This is a genomic window from Nostoc sp. 2RC (assembly GCF_014222165.1).
In the GTDB taxonomy this organism is placed as follows: domain Bacteria; phylum Cyanobacteriota; class Cyanobacteriia; order Cyanobacteriales; family Nostocaceae; genus Nostoc; species Nostoc linckia.
The window spans coordinates 1-1458 of sequence record NZ_JACKZU010000689.1 but is presented as its reverse complement, the minus strand read 5'-3'; the positions used below and the strand labels follow the sequence as shown (position 1 = coordinate 1458).

The 1458-nt window shown below is 39.4% G+C and carries 1 protein-coding gene; it reads left to right on the top strand.

Annotated elements, in window-relative coordinates:
- The first annotated feature begins 1157 nt into the window (after positions 1–1157).
- Positions 1158–1415 carry a hypothetical protein gene (locus GNE10_RS34430; protein ID WP_185570498.1) on the top strand — a complete coding sequence of 86 codons (258 nt, stop codon included), beginning with the start codon at positions 1158–1160 and terminating at the stop codon, positions 1413–1415.
- Positions 1416–1458: the final 43 nt, after the last annotated feature.

The window sequence follows — 1458 nt, the reverse complement described above, 5'->3', positions numbered from 1 at the left end:
CATCTTCCCATCTCCCCTAACCCCTAGCCCAACTTTGGAAGATCCCTTTAAATCTCTTAAAAACATGGTTAGGGATCAAGCTTATCATGCCAGATTGCAAAACCTAACAAAACATCAACTTTAGTAAACTCAGGGTTCCAACTGAAAAACTTAGTGATAAGTTAAATAGTAGGACACCAAATAAAACAAAACCAAACAAAAAGGGCAAATGACCAGTGTCTCCTGTCATCAACCCAAGTAAACTTCAGCATCTCAATATACAAGTGGCGAAAAGTCTAATTGTAAAAGATAATGCCAAATCCCAAAACGGAAAAACGTAGAAATGCGAAGTTTGCCAATTAGTCCACCTTAGTTATTAACCTTCTGTTAGTTAATTTAGTTTAACAATTTGAAACCTGTAAACTCGATAAAACCTGGTCACCCTCGACCAGGTTTTTGGTTTTTTATAGAAAATCAATTCACAAAAAACCAGACATTTAAATCGGTTAAAGGGGAAAGGGGAAAGGGGAAAGGGAAACCCACTCTTCAAAGGGCTTCGCCTCTCAAAACAAATATGCAGTTTAAAGTGGGCTTTATACTTACAACTAAAGTTATTTATCTTACTGTTCTCCGGGTGAACGAAATTTTGTGTGGGATTTCTAGCTAAGTATCCAAAAAATTACCCTCCACACTCCCCACACTCCCCACACTTCCCACACTCCCCACACCTTTTTTCGCTCACCCCTGTTCCCCTAACCCTATTCCCTGTTCCCTATCCTGTAAATAAAATAGTAGTTCTCGTTACATACAATCATTAAAAACGCGGATAACATTGAAAAAACCTCATACTAGAAACTAAATGATGGAAAGCTGTTTATAGCAATCCTATTTCAGTTGTGAAAAATATCGGTGTTGACTGTTGACAGTTCACTGTCAAAGGTTAACAGTCAACAACCCTAACATGTAAGATTTCACAAACTATTTGGGATTGCTATATGTTTATATTCTCCAAGCAGCTATCTTGATGACGGTTCTTTTCTCAGTAATTGTCCTGGAGTGCATAGAAAATAATTACATTTTGTCTAAAGTATTAGGCAAAAAAACTGTACCACAGGCTGAGGTTTGACTTGACAAAAGTTTGCCATTATGCTTTCTAGCTACAAGTAAAGGAGTTTGCAATGCACCGACAAATGTGCTGGTTACCTAAGTCTGGTGGCGACGGGGAGAAAATCTTATTTTTGCAGACAGAACCCGGCAAAGCTTGGCGTCCTTACACAGCTTTTGGGCATATTGCAGTCCCAGATTATCCCATACCAGGTGGTTCTAAAGGTTGGGCAACTTATCAAAAACTTTTGAAAGCAGGTTGGACACTAGTACCTAGCGCACGTGCAAACGAATTTGGTAACAGTAGCTACGTAGAATCAAATAATTTTTGAATTTGGGCATTGGGCAAGCGGGGAGTGTGGGGGGTGTGGGAGG